The organism is Lentzea sp. NBRC 102530, assembly GCF_030269365.1.
Classification (GTDB): domain Bacteria; phylum Actinomycetota; class Actinomycetes; order Mycobacteriales; family Pseudonocardiaceae; genus Lentzea.
Map to the genome: position 1 here is coordinate 307,791 of NZ_BSTF01000008.1, position 15,626 is coordinate 323,416.

Annotated in this window: 16 protein-coding genes; 8 read left to right on the forward strand and 8 right to left on the reverse strand. The window is 69.9% G+C overall.

All coding sequences use genetic code 11. The features are described 5' to 3' along the window. The first annotated feature begins 2 nt into the window (after nucleotides 1-2). Nucleotides 3-1,592, forward strand: coding sequence for an alpha/beta hydrolase (locus QSK25_RS23250; RefSeq protein ID WP_352236247.1), 1,590 nt, complete (start codon nucleotides 3-5; stop codon nucleotides 1,590-1,592). Here QSK25_RS23250 and QSK25_RS23255 read toward each other — a convergent pair. After that, nucleotides 1,577-2,002 carry a hypothetical protein gene (locus QSK25_RS23255; RefSeq protein WP_285641224.1) on the reverse strand — a complete coding sequence of 142 codons (426 nt, stop codon included), beginning with the start codon at nucleotides 2,000-2,002 and terminating at the stop codon, nucleotides 1,577-1,579. The genes QSK25_RS23250 and QSK25_RS23255 overlap by 16 nt on opposite strands. Then, nucleotides 1,999-2,718, reverse strand: a complete 720-nt coding sequence (locus QSK25_RS23260; RefSeq protein WP_285641226.1) for a sulfite exporter TauE/SafE family protein — start codon at nucleotides 2,716-2,718, stop codon at nucleotides 1,999-2,001. Before QSK25_RS23260 ends, QSK25_RS23255 begins: the two co-directional genes overlap by 4 nt. Nucleotides 2,719-2,801: 83 nt before the next feature. Here QSK25_RS23260 and QSK25_RS23265 point away from each other — a divergent pair, with 83 nt between their 5' ends. Beyond that, the gene (locus QSK25_RS23265; RefSeq protein WP_285641228.1) at nucleotides 2,802-4,568 is read left to right on the forward strand and encodes a LamG-like jellyroll fold domain-containing protein; all 1,767 of its coding nucleotides are present in this window, start codon (nucleotides 2,802-2,804) and stop codon (nucleotides 4,566-4,568) included. Here QSK25_RS23265 and QSK25_RS23270 read toward each other — a convergent pair. Together QSK25_RS23270 and QSK25_RS23275 are read right to left on the reverse strand one after the other, a co-directional pair. Further along, on the reverse strand, nucleotides 4,528-5,448 hold the full coding sequence (locus tag QSK25_RS23270; protein WP_285641229.1) for a sigma-70 family RNA polymerase sigma factor: 921 nt from the start codon (nucleotides 5,446-5,448) through the stop codon (nucleotides 4,528-4,530). The two genes, QSK25_RS23265 and QSK25_RS23270, sit on opposite strands and share 41 nt — an antisense overlap. Further along, nucleotides 5,445-6,398, reverse strand: coding sequence for a helix-turn-helix transcriptional regulator (locus QSK25_RS23275; protein ID WP_285641230.1), 954 nt, complete (start codon nucleotides 6,396-6,398; stop codon nucleotides 5,445-5,447). Before QSK25_RS23275 ends, QSK25_RS23270 begins: the two co-directional genes overlap by 4 nt. A gap of 181 nt (nucleotides 6,399-6,579) precedes the next feature. Here QSK25_RS23275 and QSK25_RS23280 point away from each other — a divergent pair, with 181 nt between their 5' ends. Further along, complete coding sequence (locus QSK25_RS23280; RefSeq protein WP_285641232.1) at nucleotides 6,580-6,771, forward strand: S1 RNA-binding domain-containing protein; 192 nt, start codon at nucleotides 6,580-6,582, stop codon at nucleotides 6,769-6,771. A 58-nt stretch (nucleotides 6,772-6,829) separates the two neighbouring features. Here QSK25_RS23280 and QSK25_RS23285 read toward each other — a convergent pair whose 3' ends face one another. The 4 genes from QSK25_RS23285 to QSK25_RS23300 all read right to left on the reverse strand — a co-directional run bounded on the left by QSK25_RS23285 (nucleotide 6,830) and on the right by QSK25_RS23300 (nucleotide 10,389). After that, nucleotides 6,830-7,687: a hypothetical protein gene (locus QSK25_RS23285; RefSeq protein WP_285641234.1), complete on the reverse strand. Its 858-nt coding sequence runs from the start codon at nucleotides 7,685-7,687 to the stop codon at nucleotides 6,830-6,832. Further along, complete coding sequence (locus QSK25_RS23290) at nucleotides 7,684-8,145, reverse strand: hypothetical protein (RefSeq protein WP_285641235.1); 462 nt, start codon at nucleotides 8,143-8,145, stop codon at nucleotides 7,684-7,686. Before QSK25_RS23290 ends, QSK25_RS23285 begins: the two co-directional genes overlap by 4 nt. Nucleotides 8,146-8,479: 334 nt before the next feature. Continuing rightward, nucleotides 8,480-8,956: a hypothetical protein gene (locus QSK25_RS23295; RefSeq protein WP_285641236.1), complete on the reverse strand. Its 477-nt coding sequence runs from the start codon at nucleotides 8,954-8,956 to the stop codon at nucleotides 8,480-8,482. Continuing rightward, entirely contained in the window at nucleotides 8,956-10,389 is a 1,434-nt protein-coding gene (locus QSK25_RS23300; RefSeq protein ID WP_285641237.1) for a helix-turn-helix domain-containing protein, read from the reverse strand. Before QSK25_RS23300 ends, QSK25_RS23295 begins: the two co-directional genes overlap by 1 nt. Before the next feature lie 382 nt (nucleotides 10,390-10,771). Here QSK25_RS23300 and QSK25_RS23305 point away from each other — a divergent pair, with 382 nt between their 5' ends. The 5 genes from QSK25_RS23305 (at nucleotide 10,772) to QSK25_RS23325 (ending at nucleotide 14,769) form a co-directional block, all read left to right on the forward strand. Continuing rightward, complete coding sequence (locus tag QSK25_RS23305; RefSeq protein ID WP_285641239.1) at nucleotides 10,772-11,260, forward strand: hypothetical protein; 489 nt, start codon at nucleotides 10,772-10,774, stop codon at nucleotides 11,258-11,260. A gap of 102 nt (nucleotides 11,261-11,362) precedes the next feature. Continuing rightward, entirely contained in the window at nucleotides 11,363-11,677 is a 315-nt protein-coding gene (locus tag QSK25_RS23310) for a Rieske (2Fe-2S) protein (protein WP_285641240.1), read from the forward strand. 108 nt (nucleotides 11,678-11,785) lie between these two features. Beyond that, nucleotides 11,786-12,241 (forward strand): Rieske (2Fe-2S) protein, encoded by a 456-nt coding sequence (locus QSK25_RS23315; RefSeq protein ID WP_285641241.1) that lies wholly within the window; start codon nucleotides 11,786-11,788, stop codon nucleotides 12,239-12,241. 42 nt (nucleotides 12,242-12,283) lie between these two features. Beyond that, complete coding sequence (uvrC, locus tag QSK25_RS23320; RefSeq protein WP_285641242.1) at nucleotides 12,284-14,185, forward strand: excinuclease ABC subunit UvrC; 1,902 nt, start codon at nucleotides 12,284-12,286, stop codon at nucleotides 14,183-14,185. Beyond that, complete coding sequence (locus QSK25_RS23325; RefSeq protein WP_285641243.1) at nucleotides 14,185-14,769, forward strand: HD domain-containing protein; 585 nt, start codon at nucleotides 14,185-14,187, stop codon at nucleotides 14,767-14,769. Before uvrC ends, QSK25_RS23325 begins: the two co-directional genes overlap by 1 nt. The last annotated feature ends 857 nt before the right edge of the window (nucleotides 14,770-15,626 follow it).

The following is a 15,626-nucleotide window of genomic DNA, read 5'->3' on the forward strand; positions in this document are numbered from 1 at the left end:
CCGTGACGTCAACTTCCATGCGTGTGGTGCTCGCGAGCGCGCTCGTGCTCGGCACCATCGTCTCCGGCATGGGCACCGCCCAGGCCTCTCCCGTCAGACCCGCTGCCTGGGGGCAGTGCGCGGCCGACGTGCTCGCCTCGCTTCCCGCCACCGTGACCCCTGAAGAGCGCGCGCGGCTGTCGTGCGCCGTCCAGGAAGTGCCCGTCGACCACTCGCGCCCGCGCGGTGAGCAGACCGGCATCGCCATGATGAAGCGCCCTGCCAACGACCCGGCGCGCAAGATCGGCACGATCTTCCTCAACCCCGGCGGCCCCGGCGGTTCCGGCCTGCTCCGCGGCGCCGTCGCCAAGAACTACTTCGGGCCGTCCGTGCTCGACCGCTTCGACGTGGTCGGCTTCGACCCGCGCGGTGTGGCCCGGAGCGCCCCGATGCGGTGCTTCCGCACGCAGGAGGAGGCCGAGGCGGTCAACGAGGGCTGGTACTCGTTGCCCCGCACCCAGGCCGAGATCACCTCGTCGATCCGGCAGTCCAAGGCCTACACGGACTACTGCAGGATCAACGCCGGTCCGCTGCTGAACCACATGTCGACCGAGGCCGTCGCGCGCGACCTCGACGTCATGCGCGAGGCCGTGGGGGACAGGCAGCTCAACTTCGTCGGCTTCTCGTACGGCACGTTGATCGGCTCGACCTACGCCAACATCTTCCCGCAGCGCACCCGCGCGATGGTGATCGACGGCAACGTCGACCCGCGCCTGCGCCTGTCCGACGGCGCGCAGTACGACCGCGAGCGCGCCCGCGGGTTCGAGATCGCGCTCGACGCGATGCTGAAGCGGTGTGATGCCGCGGGCGTCGAGAAGTGCGCCTTCGCCGGTGACGCCAGGGGCAAGTTCGAGGCTCTCAAGGTCTCGCTGGCCAAGGCACCCGCGACGTTGCCGAACGGCACGGTCGTGACGCTGTCCGACGTGGTGAACCGCGTCGCCGGTGACCTGTACTCGATCGCGCGCATCGCGCCGCTGGCCGCGTGGTTGCAGTCGATCCACGCCGCGCTGAACCCCTCGGTGGCCATGTCGGTCCAGTCCGCTGTGGAGCTCGCCGCGCCGCTGGCGAACGCCGGTGGTCGCTGGGACGTCGACCCGCTGCCCGACACCCCGTACACCGCCGACGACTCCTACTACGGCGTGAACTGCATCGACAAGCCGTTCTCCCGCACCACCCGCACCTGGGCCGCCACCGCGGCCAAGTGGGAGAAGGAGTCGCCGACGTTCGGCCGCTACCAGGCCGCGTCCGACCTGCTGACGTGCGCCACCTGGCCGGCCCGCAACCCGGACCGCTGGATCGGCCCGTGGAACAAGAAGACGCCGAACCCGATCGTCGTCGTGGGCAACTACTACGACCCCGCCACGCAGTACCTGTTCGCGCAGCGCATGGCCAAACAGCTGGGCAACGCGCGGCTGGTGAGCGTGGACGCGTTCGGCCACTGCATCCTGGGCCGCTCGGCCGGGACGGACGCGGTCGTCGCGAAGTACCTGGTCGACCTGGTCGCGCCGGCCGACGGTCAGGTGTTCCAGCCGAACGTTCAGCCGTTCGCCTGATCTCGCCTGAAGCGGTGGCGGTGCTCGTACAGCGCCGCCGCCGCGGTGGCGAGCAGCAGCACGTATCCGGCGTATGTCGGTGAGAGCCACACGGTCAGGCCGAGGATCGCTGCTGCCACGAGCGTGACCGCGGTGCGTTGCACGAACGCCCACACGACCAGAGCGGCGACGACCCACCAGAGCGTGCTGTAGTCGAAGACGGTGGCGAATCCGCGACCCAGTTGGAAGTCGCGACTCATCTCCACGCCGCGCAACGTCTCGAAGCTCTCCTCGCCGGTGTACCAGCCCGGTTGCGTGCCGCACACCGCGCCCGGCTGCTCGCACAGGTCATCGCGCACCGGCGCGTTCGCGACCAGCCAGAACGACGTGGCGGAGCCGAGTCCGAGCACGATCCAGGCAGGAATCTTCACAGCAGCGCGCTCCGCACGATCAGCACCGCCGCGCTCGCCCCCGCCACCACCAGCATCGGCGTCCGCACGCCCTTCGCGTCGAACTTCGTGCGCAACGGCCCGGAGGCCAGGAAGCCGGCGATGAGGAACGGGACCAGCAGCACCCCGGTCCAGAGCTGGTGCGCCGTGACGTTCCCGGCGATGCCCAGCCCGATCATCGACACGGCCGACCCCAGCGTGAAGAACGCCGCCAGCGTCGCCCGCACCTGCGGCCCCTCCTGGTTCTGGTAGACCAGCGCGATCATCGGGCCACCGATCGACGTGGCCGTGCCGAACGACCCGCTCGCCACCCCGGCCGTCACCAGCGACGGCGGCGTCGGCCGCGGCCGCCACGACGTGACCGACAGCAGCACGCACACCAGCACGGCCGCGCCCACGACGATGCCGAAGCTCTTGACGTCGAGCGAGTCCACGATCCAGATGCCGACGACGGTGCCGGGCAACCGCCCGAGCATCGCCCAGCCGACGCCGCGCCAGTCGACGTGGCCGAACTCCCGCACCAGCGACAGCAGGGCGTGCGCGCAGGCGATCACGAGGACCGGCACCGGGACGAGCGCCGGGTCCAGCAACGCCAGCAGCGGCACGGCGACCAGGGCCAGGCCGAAGCCGATCAAACCCTGCAACAACCCTCCGAAAGCGACGATGACACCCGCCGCGACCAGCAACCCCCAGGACATGGTTAGCTAGGCTACCGATCGGGGTGAGCAGGTTTCTCCTTCCGTTCTCCTCGCGTTGGCCGGGCACACCTACGCTCCGCGCCATGACCGCGTCCCGCCGTTCCTTCCTGCTCGGCACCGGTGCGACCGCCGCCGCTGCCGCACTGGTCACGCCCGGTTCCGCCGAGGCCGACAACGTTGTCTCGCACGGGCGTCCCGACCCCGAGTCGCGGCGGTTCACGCTCGCCGTGATCCCGGACACGCAGTACATGTTCGACCTCGACCGGGGTGACTCGGCGCCGTTGAAGGCCACGCTGCAGTACCTGGTCGACCGACAGAAGTCCGAGAACATCGTCTTCGTCAGCCACCTCGGCGACCTCGTCGAGAACGCGCGGCAGAGCGAGATCGACGACATCAGCGCGCGGTTCGAGGTGCTCGACCGGCGGCGCGTCGGGTACAGCGTGCTCGCGGGCAACCACGACGTGCCGGACTCGCGCCTCGACGACCAGCGCGGGCGCACGCCGTACCTCGACCGGTTCGGGCCCGCGCGGTTCCGGCAGTCGCCGACGTTCCGCGGTGCGAGCGCGGACGGCTACAACACGTTCCACGTGTTCCGGGCGGGCGGCAGGGAGTGGCTGGTGCTGGCGCTGGACTGGCGCATGTCGGCCAGGGGGTTCGCGTGGGCGCGGTCGGTGCTCGCCCAGCATCCCGAACTGCCCGTCGTCCTCACCACGCACGAGCTCGTGTACGACGGTGGGGACGGCGTCGCGGCCATGTCCGACTACGGCCGACGGTTGTGGGACGAGCTGATCAAGGACAACGACCAGGTCTTCCTGACGTTGAACGGGCACTTCTGGCCGCCCGCGCGCACGGTCCTGCGCAACGCCGCCGGCAACGACGTGCACGTGCACATCGCGAACTACCAGGACCGCTACTACGGCGGCGGTGCGATGATCCGGCTGTACCACTTCGACCTCGACCGCGGCGTGATCGACGTGCGCACGCTGTCACCGTGGCTGCTCGGCAAGAAGGCGCTCAACCCGTTGGAGCGCAGGGAGACCGAGCTGACCGGCCCGGCCGACCGGTTCAGCGTGCCGATCGACTTCGAGCAGCGCTTCGCCCGGTTCGACCCGCCCGTGCTGCCCGCGCCGCAGCCGGTCCGGGACGTGCTGGTGCGCGGCACCCTCGCGTACTGGCGGCTCGGTGAGGGGCTGAAGGACTTGTCGCGCAAGGGGAACGACCTGCGGCAGACCGGCGAGCTGACCGTTTCGGACGACCACAGCCGGTTCGCGCCGTCGCACAAGTCGCTGTTCTTCGGCAAGAACGGCTACCTGGCCACTGTGGACAGTGCGCCGCTGAACCGCGAGACGTTCGAGCGCGGGTACACGATCGAGGTGTTCCTCAAGCTGCCGGCCGGGTTCGACCACCCGTGGTGCGGCCTGTTCACGAAGCTCGCGCCCGGTTCGGCGGCCGGCAAGACCGGGGACGACCCGAGCGAGCCGATCGCCACCCTGAACGTCGCCGGCGGCGGCCAGCTGCAGTGGGCGGTGTTCCCGCGCAACCTGCCGGGCATCTCCACCAACTGGGGCCACGAGATGGACTACGAGACGTGGTGGCACATCGCTGTGGTCAACGACGGCACGCACACGACCTTGTTCGTCGACGGCTCTCCGTTGCTGCGCAACCCGTCCACGCCCGCGCGCGGCATCTCCACGGCCGGTGACCCGTGGCTGGTCGGCGCCTACGCGTACAACAGGATCGTGGAGAAGTCGTTGCACGGCTGGGTCGGTGACGTGCGGGTGGTGAACCGCCCGCTGGACCGGTCCGAGTTCATGCGTGCGAAGGCAGCCCGAACCTCGGGAACAGACTGAGGTCGAAGAACGACGAGACGCGCGTGATCCGGTCGTCCGCGACTTCCAGGACCTGGAGGTTGAACGGCCGGAACACGCCGTCCTCCTGTCTCAGGTAGAGCCCGAACGCGGGCTGGCCGTTGGCTTCCGTCGCGATCATGCGCGCGCCGTGCGGGACGGACGGGCACTGGTGGGCGAGGTGCCACGCGACCATCTCGGGTCCGACGTAGAACTGCGGGAACGGCGGCATCTCCCACACCACGTCCTCGGCGAACATGCCGATGATCGCCGGGATGTCCTTGGCCTCGAACGCTTCCACCCACCGGTCGAGCAGGGCCTTGGCGTGCGCGGGCTCGGTGACCTGGTCCTCGGTCAGGTCCTTGAGCTGGGCGTGCGCGCGTTGCAGTGCGCTGTTGACGGCCGCGACCGTCATGTCCAGCTCGTCGGCCGTCTCGGCCGCGCTGAGCCTGAGCACGTCGCGCAGGACGAGCACCGCGCGTTGCCGGGGCGGGAGGTGTTGCAGGGCCGCGACGAACGCGAGCCGCGTCGACTCCCGTTCGCCGACGATCGCGGCCGGGTCGGTCGGGAACGGCTCCAGCCACGGGATCTCGTGGTCCTGCGTGAGTTCGTCCTGCTGCGTCGAGCCCTGCGTGCCGAGTCCGAACGGCAGCGGGCGGCGGGCGCGGCCGTCGAGCGCGGTCAGGCAGGCGTTCGTGGCGATGCGGTAGAGCCAGGTGCGGACCGACGAACGCCCCTCGAAGTTCCCGTACGCCTTCCACGCGCGCAGGTACGTCTCCTGCACCAGGTCCTCGGCGTCGTGCAGCGAGCCGAGCATGCGGTAGCAGTGCGCGAGGAGTTCCCGTCGGAACGGGTCCACCGCCGTCGCGAAGTCCGTCGTCATCGGACCGCCTTCTGCAGCCTGGTGATGAGCATCTTGACGTGGTCCCTGAGTTCGGGCGGTTCGTGCAGGTCGAAGTCGAGGCCGAGGTAGAGCAGGTAGAACACCATGCGGTCGAGCGACTCGGCCCCGGTGCGCATGAGGCACGAGCGGTCGTCGACCGGTTCCAGCGACGCGGCCATCGGGGAGGTGCGCTCGGCGACCTCCTCGACCGGCGCGTGGATCGTCAGCACGGCCTGGTAGGTGTAGACGTTCGAGGAGACCTGCCGGGACACGAACTCGGCCGGCGACTCCGCCGGCGGTTCTCTCGGCGTGAACCTGGCGGCGAGGGTGGGTTCGTCCGGGATCCGGTCCACCCGGAACGTTCGCCAGTCCTGTTTGGACACGTCCCACGCGACCAGGTACCAGCGGCGCCCGGTGTGCACGAGCCCCTGCGGTTCGACGAGGCGTTTCGACGGCTCACCGTGCGTCGAGGCGTAGGTGAACCGGAGCTGCTGGTGGTCGCGGCAGGCGGCGGCGATGATCGTCAGCGTCTCGGGGTCGACGGTCGGGCCGGCGGCGTTGAGGGGCGTGGTGTGCGCTTGGAGGGCCTGCACGCGCCGCCGCAGTCTGGTGGGCAGGACCTGCTCCAGCTTGGTGAGCGCGCGGATCGACGTCTCCTCGATGCCCGCGATCGTGCCGTTCGCGGCGGTTCTGAGGCCGACCGCCACGGCCACGGCCTCGTCGTCGTCCAGCAGCAGCGGCGGCAGTTCCGCGCCGGCACCGAGCTGGTATCCACCGGCCGCGCCGGGCAGTGACGTCACGGGGTAGCCGAGGCTGCGGAGCTTGTCGACGTCGCGGCGGATCGTGCGGACGTCCACGCTGAGGCGGTCGGCGAGCTCCGGGCCCGTCCAGTCGCGGCGCACCTGGAGGAGCGACAGGAGCTTCAACAACCGCGCGGACGTCTCCAGCATGGGTGTGAGTTTAGATTCCGTTGCGGACAACGGCCTGCGCTGGTTAAGGTTCTCCGCATGACTGCCGGGTCGGCCTTGTGCCGTGAGCGGAACGGTTGCCCGGCCCTGACTTGATCAGGGCCCCTCCAGCCCCCGCGCTCCGTTCTTCGGGACGTGCGCACGGGAGAGGAGGTGATGCGCAATGCTTCCCAACGTTGGTGATGTCTTCTCGGGGAAGGTCGTCTCGACCGTTCCCTTCGGATCGTTCGTCGAGCACCCCGCTGGTGCACACGGACTTCTGCACGGACAGCAGGCCGAGGTCGGTTCCTCGGTCCAGGTGAAGGTGCTCGCGGTCGACACCGCGCAGCAGCGCTTCAGCCTGGAGCTGGCGTGACCTGAGAGCGCGGGCAGAGGCGCCCTGCCCGTGCTCACGGTCTGCGCCGGAACCCGCGTCACGGCCTGCGGTAGTCCGCACACTCGCCGGTCAGCCGGACGTGCAGGGTCTTGCGGTGCCCGTCTTCCTCGGGCACCGGCCCCAGCGCGTCCGCCGGACTGGTGATCTTGTGCAGCAAGCGGTACAGCACCACATCCGTTGCGGTGTAAAGCCAATCGTCCGCTCGGCCAGGAGGTGCGGCCGGCCCGAGGATGTTCTCGAACCACGCCGGGAACAACAGATCGCTCGCGACCGCGTCCTCGATGCGCCCGCGGATGACCACGCGTGCGTGCTTGATGGCCTCGTTGCCGGTCGACTTGGCAACGCTGTCCTTGGCATGCGTGTCGTCGTCCGGCGGCTGAGGCCGTTCCACGTCCTGGATCGCTTGCCATTGCTTGTAGTTGGTGCGCCACAACGCTTCCGCGTTCGGCGGCAGATGCGTGAGAGCCTCGGCGGCGTCCATCGCCTCTCTCGCCGCCTTGTCGTACTCGGCGATCGCCCTGCGCGTGTCCTTGGCCTCCTGCGGCGTGAAACTCCTGCGCGCGTAGGCCTCCTGCCCCTTGAGGATCTTGGCGAGGTCGGTCTCGCCGATCTCCGGCCACTCGTCGAAGTCGGCCTTGCGCGTCTCGCTCGCGCGCACCTTCCTGTTCAGCGCCACCAGAAGGCGTTCGAGCCGGTGCACGCTCTCCGCGAGTTCGGTGACCCTGTCGTCGGTCTTCGTGAGCTTGCGGTTCGAGTCCTTGAGCTGGTTGGCCTGGCTGAGCTGGTGGTGCGCCGCGTCGGTCTGGGCGTTGTCGATGCGGGTCTCGAGCGACTTCAACTCCTTCTTGAGCCGCTCGATCTTGTCGTCGAGTGCCTTGACCGGATCGATGTTCACTTGAGCGTCCTCCAGGCCCACCAGGCGATGCCCGCCAGCGTGACGAGTGTCGCCCAGCCACTTGCGATCGGGGTCAGGAGGGTGGCGGCCAGCGCGGCCGTGATCGCCGCTGTCCTGGCTCGTGGTTCCCAGAGCCGCGGGCCGGTCGGGTCCACCAGGACCGCGGCGGCCGTCGCCACGGCGGCCAGGAGGGAGAGCAGGGACCAGGGGTCGAACCAGCCGATGGCGACGATGAAGGCCGCTGCTGTCGTGGCGGCGGCGATCGCGCGGTTGGGGACGGTGAGCCTGGCCGCTTCCACGTCCCTGCGGGCCTGCATCACGGCCTGGACGTGCTCGTTCGTGGTGTCCAGGAGGGTCGGGAAGTCCGGGCTGCCCGGGCCTGCCGCCTGGAGGGCTCGCAGGGCTGTTCGCAGGGACTGCTGGCGGTCGGCCAGGCGGGCGAACGGATCGGCTGCCATGCCCTGAAATCGTGATCAAGCGGGGTGGGCTGGGCTAGGCCTGTGAGGGGAGTTGGTCCGGTTGCCGACGAACTTCCCTCACTCGGCCTAGTCGTGTCGCCTTGGCGCGGTGGTCGTCCGGAAAGACCGGGCTGAGAAGCGCCCGGCCGATCCGCGAGGAGTAGCACCTCGCACCCGAAGTCAAGCCCCAATCCCACGGGTATGTGGGCACGTTGGGGTGCGTACGTCACCTGTACCGGCTCGGTGTAGCCAAGACGGAGGCCTCGCCTTCGACATCGCGTTGGTCTTGGCGAGCCTGCCGCCGCCGAGCCTGCCGCCGCCGAGCCTGCCGCCGCTACGACTTCCGCCGCGCCCCCTCCGGCCACACGACCTCGATCGGCACCCCCGAAGCCCGAGCCTGCTCCACCACGTCCGCGGTCCCGCCCTTGCCCACGGCAGGCTCCCCGTCCCACACCGCCACCAGCAGCTCGACGGACGCGAGCATCCGCTCGTTGGCCGCCACGTAGGCGAGGCGCCCGCTGGACATGTGCGGCAGCACGCTGACCACCGTCGCCGCCGCCCGCAGCTCGTCGTAGTCGGCCACCTGGTGCGGCTTCAGCTTGTCCCGGTAGTCCAAGGCCGGCAGGACCACCTCCACCTCACCGCCCAGCGCCAGCACGGCGCGGGCGAAGATCTGGTCGGCTCCCGGGGCCAGGCACGTCACGCCGACCAGGGAGCCGCCGAGCCGGGACAGGGTCTCGGCGATGGCTTCCTGGACGGCGGGGACGCACTCGGGGACCAGGTTGGTGTGGCCGGTGACGCCTACGCGCATCAAGCGGTCCGTATCGCTCTGATCGCGTCCCGCGTGTCCTGGACGGCGGGGATGTGGCGGTGCCGTGCCGCTTCCTTCGCGAAGTCCTCCAGTTTGCGGAGGACCCTCCCCGAGGAGAGCTTCGCCGCTGTCGGCAGGACCTCGTTGATCAACCCGCACGCTGCCTCCGGGTCTCCCGCGACCATTTTGGTGCGCGCCAGTCCGATCACGTCGAAGGCGCGGTTGCGCACCTTGGACGGGTCACGCAGTTCCAGGGCCCGCCGGATGTGCTGTTCGGCGAACACGGCCTGCGTTGGGTCGTGCATGGCGAGGTCGCGGCAGCGGGCGCCGATGACGCCCTCCAGCTCGGCCTCGTCGAAGCTGTGCAGGTAGCGCGGTTCGTTGTCCGCGTTCCGCTGGGCGAAGCTGTCCTGCGCCATGCCCACGGCCTGGTGGAACTCTCGGGTCTTGCCCATGCTCGCGTAGGCCCAGGCCTCGCGGGTCAGGAGCAGCGCCTTCAACGTCGGGGTGCCGGTGCGGCGGGTGCCGTACTGGCCGAGTTGGACGAGCTCCAAGCCGTCCTCGGGACGGCCCAGGTCGAACATCTGCCTGGCCATGGCTGCCAGGCAGAGGGCCGCGAAGCCGTCGTTGTGACCGGCCTTGGCCATGCGGATCGCCAGCACGTAGTAGCGCTGGGCGGCGTTGTGCAGGCCCGCGTCGAACGACATGCTCGCGGCCACCTTCGACAGTTCGGCGCCGATGAAGAACGCGCGTTCCGTCGTCGGGCCGGACGGGGCCCGCCCCAGCCGTTCCGCGAGCTCGTCGAGCTGGCCCAGCACCGCCTTGCGGGCGAGGCCGTAACCGCCGCGGCCACCCCAGCCGCGCAGGCCGTCGGCCACCCGCTGCAACGCGAAGAGCTCCTCCTCGCTGATCGCCGAGTGCGACGACCACTTCGACAGGTTCTGCAGCGGGTGCAACCACCTCTGCAGCGGTTCGACCAGTGCTGACCCCACCGTCACCGCGGCAGCTCCTGCGAGCGCCGCTCGTCTGCTGATCGCCAAGTCGCTCCTCGCCGTCTCCTCGACCGAACGGGCAATGCTCGTCGCCTCCCAGGGGGCGGCGAGCACATCTGGCGGGCCCGTGTCGGGGGAGCCCACCTGAGCTGGGATGACGACTCGGTCGAACCACAGTCGTTCGCCCGGAACACCGAGCACCAGCGCGAAGTGGCGCAACCGGTCGAGGCGGTCGATCTGGTTCTCGCCCGACTCGTAACGCGAGAGCTGCGCCTGGCTGATGCCGAGCCACCCCGCCATGCGGTCCTGGGTGACTCGGCTGAGGTGCTGCGGGTGGTGCCGGTAAGCGGAGATCAAGGCGCCCATGTCGCGGTCGGTGCACGCGGCCGCGATCGCGGGGTGGTCCCAGAAGTCGTCCGGGACCTCAGGTGGTCCGTGCACGTCCGCACGAGCGTTGCGGCGGCACCGGTGACACAGCCGATCGGAGTTGTCGGCGGCGATGAACGCCCCGCAAGGGCAAGCGCGTCTGGATCTGGGTGTCGCTGAATCCATCGGCCTCGCCCCCGTCACTGAGCGTTTCCCCAGTGTACGGACGTGTGATCGACAGTCCATCCATCTCATGCATAAGACGTAATGGATTCGCGTGTCGCACTTCTGGTGCCTCCGCCTGGCGGATGAGCTTCATACGTCCGCTGCATGAGGCTCATGCAGCGGCCGAGTGGTGTTGGCGGGAACTGAGAAGCACCCTGCACAACGTCAGGCTGCGGGTCGATCCCCGTGGCGTGGCCAGTGCCTGACCCACCAACGGGGAGGACAACCGCCGATGAGCCTCACGACCGCGGAGACCGGCACGGCCGGTATCCCACAGAACAGGGGACACGCACGAGCGATCGGGGAGGCCGTCGCGGGCTACCGGTTGCTCGGCTGGCAGGTGAGCGTCACCGAGCAGGGCGTGTTCCTGCCCCTGGGTCCCGCAACGACAGCCCTGGCGATGCCGGCGCGGATCGGGTCGCGAGTGCTGGCCGACCTGAAGTCGCGGATGCTCGCCGGCCCGGTGACGGTCATCCCCGGGCCCCGCGAGCACTGGATCTTCCTGGCCGAGCTGGTCGCGTTGCTCCCGACGCACCTGAAGGCGCCGCCGGAGGTCCAGTTCGTGCGGTCGCCGCACCGGATCGCCCTGCCGCCCACGATGACCCGGTACGGGTCGCTGAGGTGGGCGAACCCGCCGTCGCACTCGCGGCACTGGTTCCCGCCGTTCACGGCCGTGCTCGCGCTGGCCCGGACGGCTGCCGCGGAGGACCAGCGCCGATAATCGGTGCTCGTGGATGGCTTGGATCGTCGAACCGTGTTGTTGTGTGGGCTCGCCGCGGCGCTGAGCGCGTGTGGCGAGCCTGCTCCTCGCAAGACGGGCGGTGTGGGGACCGCTCGCGCCGGTGACCGGGTGGTCGCCGTCGCCTCGGTGCCCTCGGGCTCGGGATTGCTGGTGGACATGCCCGGCAACGCCCAACTGCTCGTCGTGCAACCTCGATCGGGTGAATTCCGGGCGTTCAACCCCTCCTGCCCGCACGTGGGTTCGTTCGTGAATCCGCCTGCCGGGGGAGTCATCACCTGCCCGTTGCACGGGAGCTCGTTCGACCCTTCTGACGGCTCTGTTCGCAAAGGACCTGCGACTTCCGGTCTGGTGGAGGTCGCCGTCGTGCGTTCCGGGGACGATCTGGTGCTCGCCTGAGACCTGTGCATTTGCTGTGCATTGGGCGCTCGGATGAACTCTCGCTGACCGATCCGCGTAATGCTGTGGTGTAACCCCGAACACCCCCACCACCACGGAGGATCGGTCGTGAACACCGAAAGCCCGGTCAGCAGGCGCGCGGCTCTGTGCGGAATCGCGGTTGCCCTCGCCGTGCCCAGCGGGCTCGTGACGGCGTGCAGTTCGACGAGTCCTTCCAGCTCTTCCCCGACCTCCGGAGGCTCGGAACCGACGTCGGCCGGAACGCCGGGAACCGCCCTCGTCGCGCTGGCCGACGTGCCGGAGGGAGGCGGCGCCGTGGTCGACGCGCCGGGCGGCAAGAAGATCGTCGTGGCGCGCATTTCGGCGTCCGAGGTCAAGGCTTATGACGCGACCTGCCCGCATCAGGGTTCGATGGTCGGAGAACCGTCCGGCGGCACCATCACGTGTCCTTCGCACGGCAGCCAGTTCGGTGCGTCCGACGGTGCCGTGAAGAAGGGGCCGGCGACGACCGGTCTGAAGGCCGTCGCGGTGAAGGTCGACGGCGACCAAGTGGTCCTGACCTGACCCTTTCTGTTTTTGTCAGACCCCGTCGATAGTCTTGACGGCGTGGCAGATCCCTCGACGTACCGCCCCGCGGTGGGCACGATTCCTGAGGCTCCCGGCGTCTACAAGTTCCGCGACGCCGGTGGCCGGGTCGTGTACGTCGGCAAGGCGAAGAGCTTGCGCAGCAGGCTGAACTCGTACTTCGCCGACCTGGCCGGGTTGCACCCGCGCACCCGCCAGATGGTGACGACGGCGGCCTCCGTCGAGTGGACGGTCGTCACCACCGAGGTCGAGGCGCTGCAGCTCGAGTACAACTGGATCAAGGAGTTCGACCCGCGCTTCAACGTCCGGTACCGCGACGACAAGTCGTACCCGGTGCTGGCCGTGACGTTGCACGAGGAATACCCGCGGCTGCACGTTTATCGCGGTCCGCGCAAGAAGGGTGTGCGCTACTTCGGCCCGTTCGCACACGCCTGGGCGATTCGCGAGACGCTGGACCTGTTGTTGCGCGTCTTTCCCGCGCGCACGTGTTCTGCGGGTGTTTTCAAGCGCCACAACCAAATAGGCCGTCCCTGCCTGCTCGGGTACATCGACAAGTGCTCGGCGCCGTGCGTCGGCAAGGTCTCCGCGGACGAACACCGCGACATCGTGCTGGACTTCTGCGACTTCCTGGCGGGCAAGACGGACAACATGGTCCGCCGCCTGGAACGCGAAATGCTGGCCGCGTCCGAAGAGCTGGAGTTCGAACGGGCGGCGCGCCTGCGTGACGATCTGGGTGCGCTGCGCCGTGCCATGGAAAAGCAGGCCGTGGTGCTGGGTGACGGCACGGACGCCGACGTGATGGCGTTCGCGCAGGACGAGCTGGAGGTCTCGGTCCAGGTGTTCCACGTCCGCGGCGGCCGGGTGCGCGGCCAGCGCGGCTGGGTGCTGGACAAGGTGGAGGCCGTCGACGACGCGGCGATCGTCGACCAGTTCATCATGCAGTTCTACGGAGACGAAACGGAGAACACCCCGCGCGAGGTGCTGGTGCCCGTCCTGCCGGACGACGCTTCTGCCCTGGAGGACCTGCTCTCGGAACAACGAGGCTCGCGAGTCGTGCTGCGCGTCCCCCAACGAGGCGACAAGCGCGCGTTGATGGAAACCGTGGCCCGCAACGCCTCCGAGGCCTTCGCCCAGCACAAGCTCCGCCGGGCGGGAGACCTCACCGCGCGCTCGGCGGCGTTGCAGGAGATCCAGGACGCGCTGATGCTGGACACGGCCCCGCTGCGCATCGAGTGCATCGACATCAGCCACGTCCAGGGCACCGACGTGGTCGCGTCCCTGGTCGTCTTCGAGGACGGTCTGGCCCGCAAGTCCGAATACCGCCGCTTCGCGCTCCGCGAGGCCGCGACCGAGGGCGACGTCGCCTCCATCGCCGAGGTCGTCCGCCGCCGCTTCCAGGCGATGCTCCGCGAAACGGCCAACGGCGGCCCCAACCCGGGCATCGACCCGGACACCGGCAAACCCCGCAAGTTCGCCTACCCGCCCAACCTCCTGGTGGTCGACGGCGCGGGCCCCCAGGCCGCGGCGGCGTCCGACGTCCTGGCCGAACTGGGCATCACCGACGTGGCCGTCGTGGGCCTGGCCAAGCGCCTGGAAGAGGTCTGGGTCCCCGGCGAACAGGACCCGGTGATCCTCCCGCGCAGCAGCGACGGCCTCTACCTGTTGCAACGAGTCCGCGACGAGGCCCACCGCTTCGCCATCGCCTACCACCGCCAGAAGCGCTCGAAGCGCATGACGACCTCGGAACTCGACGAGGTCCCAGGCTTGGGGGAGACGAGGAAAGCCGCGCTGCTCAAGCACTTCGGCTCGGTCAAGAAGCTGAAGCAGGCCACAGTGGACGAGATCAGCGACGTCCCGGGCGTGGGCCGCCGGACGGCAGAAGCGGTCGTGGCCACCCTCGCCTCCCCAGGAGGCAAAGCCTGATGGCCGCCGCCGCCCTGCGAGCCCTGACCGAGGAGGTCCCGCTCCGCCGCCTCCCACAGGCAGCCGAAACCCTCCTCACCGAGCTGAACGCGCCACCCCGCCTGGCAGCGCACCTGCGAGCGGTCCACGACGTGGCAGCGCAACTGCTCGCCTGGGTGGCGCGGACCCACCCGACCGCCGAGGTCGACGAGGAGGCGGTCCTCTACGGAGCCGCCACTCACGACATCGGAAAGGTGTTGCACCCCAACGAACTCTCCGGCCCGGGCCACGAGCACGAACCGGCGGGCCACGCCCTGCTGCGCGCCAGAGGCGTGGAAGAACGCCTGGCCCGCTTCGCCGGCACGCACGCCTCCTGGACCACCGCAGGCATCACCCTCGAAGAGCTCCTGGTGAGCCTCGCCGACAAGGTGTGGAAGGCCAACCGAGTCCCAGACCTGGAACAGCTGGTGACCGACCACCTGGCCCGCGTGAGCGGCCAGGAACCGTGGGAGGTGTTCATGGCGCTGGACGACGAGCTGAACCGCATCGCCGAGGGCGCCGACGCGCGCCTTGCCTACCAGTCGAGCCAACCGGTGACGGCGTGACCGCAAGCCCACACCCGCACCAGGCCGCGCCGGCACCCGCCAGCGGCTCGCCCACCACACGTCATACGGCTGCGCCGATGCCTGCCGACGGTTTGCTCGTCGCACGTCTCACGGCTGCGCCGACGCCCGCCAACGGCTTGCCCGTCGCACATCCCACGGCCGCGCCGACGCCCGCCGACGGCTTGTTCACCGCACGTTTCACGGCTGAGCCGACGCCCACGACGCTGCTCGCGTGGTGCCGGCAGCGCACTCGCCGTGTCGCGCTTGCCGTTCGCGCGGGCCGTGTGGCGCCCGCCGCTCGCGCTCGCCGTGCGGCACCCGCAGGCTGCATGGCGCCCGCGGCCCGCTCAAACCTGCCGCACCTCGTGCCCGCCCCTCCCGCCTCACCGCCTGCGCTTGCCGCGCAGCCCGCACCCGTCGGCGGAGTGGTGCCCGCGGTCTCCGCCGAGCCCGCCCCGCAACCCGAGCCCGCCGGTCGCGCTGTACCCGCGTTCGCGCTCGCTGGTCGTGCCGTACCCGCGCCGCCCGCGTGTGCCTCATCGCCCGCGCCCGCTGGTCGTGCCGTACCCGCGCCGCCCGCGTGTGCCTCATCGCCCGCGCTCGCTGGTCGTGCCGCACCTGCGCTGCCCGCGTCCGCCGCACCGCCCACACCCGCCGGTCGTGTCGCACCCGCACCACCCGCCGCACCAGTCACGCCCACCCGGCGCACTCCAGCCCCACGGCGCGAGGATCGTGACAGCGGCCACGCCACGCCCACCTCAACTGCCGAACCTGCCGCACCCGAGGCCCGTTCCGGTGGAGACTCACCCTCGGGCACGTCGCCGAGGTGCGCGGCCCGACCACAGAGCTTGCCCAAC

Coding starts and splice junctions, on each gene's coding strand:
- QSK25_RS23265 (WP_285641228.1), top strand. CDS start 2,802: ATGACCGCGTCCCGCCGTTCCTTCCTGCTCGGCACCGGTGCGACCGCC.
- QSK25_RS23290 (WP_285641235.1), bottom strand. CDS start 8,145: ATGGCAGCCGATCCGTTCGCCCGCCTGGCCGACCGCCAGCAGTCCCTG.
- QSK25_RS23280 (WP_285641232.1), top strand. CDS start 6,580: ATGCTTCCCAACGTTGGTGATGTCTTCTCGGGGAAGGTCGTCTCGACC.
- QSK25_RS23325 (WP_285641243.1), top strand. CDS start 14,185: ATGGCCGCCGCCGCCCTGCGAGCCCTGACCGAGGAGGTCCCGCTCCGC.
- QSK25_RS23270 (WP_285641229.1), bottom strand. CDS start 5,448: ATGACGACGGACTTCGCGACGGCGGTGGACCCGTTCCGACGGGAACTC.
- QSK25_RS23275 (WP_285641230.1), bottom strand. CDS start 6,398: ATGCTGGAGACGTCCGCGCGGTTGTTGAAGCTCCTGTCGCTCCTCCAG.
- QSK25_RS23305 (WP_285641239.1), top strand. CDS start 10,772: ATGAGCCTCACGACCGCGGAGACCGGCACGGCCGGTATCCCACAGAAC.
- QSK25_RS23295 (WP_285641236.1), bottom strand. CDS start 8,956: ATGCGCGTAGGCGTCACCGGCCACACCAACCTGGTCCCCGAGTGCGTC.
- QSK25_RS23260 (WP_285641226.1), bottom strand. CDS start 2,718: ATGTCCTGGGGGTTGCTGGTCGCGGCGGGTGTCATCGTCGCTTTCGGA.